Source organism: Rothia sp. (in: high G+C Gram-positive bacteria), from assembly GCF_030540545.1.
Classification (GTDB): domain Bacteria; phylum Actinomycetota; class Actinomycetes; order Actinomycetales; family Micrococcaceae; genus Rothia.
Genome location: NZ_JAUNVZ010000105.1, coordinates 1 through 1,102, shown reverse-complemented (window position 1 = coordinate 1,102; position 1,102 = coordinate 1). Strand labels below are relative to the sequence as shown.

At 60.2% G+C, this 1,102-nt stretch carries 2 protein-coding genes; both read right to left on the bottom strand.

From position 1 onward, the window contains the following. On the bottom strand, positions 1 to 329 hold a 329-nt coding region (locus tag Q4P78_RS09260), incomplete at its 3' end, for an inorganic phosphate transporter (RefSeq protein WP_303340080.1). Between the two features lie 3 nt (positions 330 to 332). Further along, a complete protein-coding gene (locus Q4P78_RS09255; protein WP_006888432.1) occupies positions 333 to 950 on the bottom strand; it encodes a DUF47 domain-containing protein in 618 nt (205 codons plus the stop codon). Between the last annotated feature and the right edge of the window lie 152 nt (positions 951 to 1,102).

The window sequence follows — 1,102 nt, the reverse complement described above, 5'->3', positions numbered from 1 at the left end:
ATGAGCGCGTGGGTTGCTGAGGAGGGCATGCGCATCGCCCAAGTGATAGTGCCCCACGCCGCTGTGGTGGTTAGGGCGCACACGATACCAAGGAGGGTGGGTGTTCCTCCCGGGACAACAAGCCACGACGCCTCATATTCTTTTATCAGCATATACGCGAGGATGACCCCGGCGCCGTTAAAGAGCGCACTCACCACCAGCGCCGCCACGGGTGTCATGGCGCGGGTACGTACCGGCACCGCGATCGCATTCGAGGCATTATGCACACCGGTGACAAAAATCGCGGCACAAAACGCCGCCACGCACAGCAGATACAGCAGGGTAGGCACGAGCTAGGACTCCTGCACAATAATGCGCCCAATTTCGGCTGAGACGTCGCGCATAGCGTTCGCGGCGGCGCTGAGGCGCGTAATGAACTTGGTGTAGCGGCGGTACCGTTCCATAGGGTAGCGGGCGGCCAGCTGCGCGTCGTACTCTTCGGCGGTGCGCACCGCTTGGCGGGATATGCGCAGCATGTCCATCCAGTAGGTGTCCAGCCCCCTGACGTCAATAAGTTTAGGGATCACCGCTTCGGTGAGCACCGCCTGCCGCTGAATAATGTCGAGAATGGCGGTGCTGTGCGTGGCGAAACCGTCAATACGGTGTAGATAGAGGATGTGCGCGGCACTGGTGAGCTCCTCCACCGCACTGGTGAGTTTACGGGCGAGCGTGTACAGGTCTTCACGCGGTAAAGGGGTGGCGAACGAGCTGCGCACAGAGGTGAGGGTCATAAAAAATAGTTCGGTGCAGCTGGCCTCGTGGGCGAGCATCCGCTCGAATAGGTCAGGGTAGTCGCTGGTGGGGGTGCCGACCATTTCCGAAAGGAGCGCCGCCGCGCCCGCAACCTGCGCCGAAATCTGCGCCAGTGACTGCAGCGAACTGTTTTCTTGCGGGAAGAGGCGTTGAAGCATATACCGATTCTATCTCTGTTGTGAACTTCGGCGGCTGGGTGTGGGTGCAAAAGAAGAGGCCAACGAATCCGCTGACCTCTTCGATACGTATGGGATGTCGGGTTGGGAGCGCCTCTCGGCGGAAGGCCGCTCGAAGCGGCTAATGATTTGGA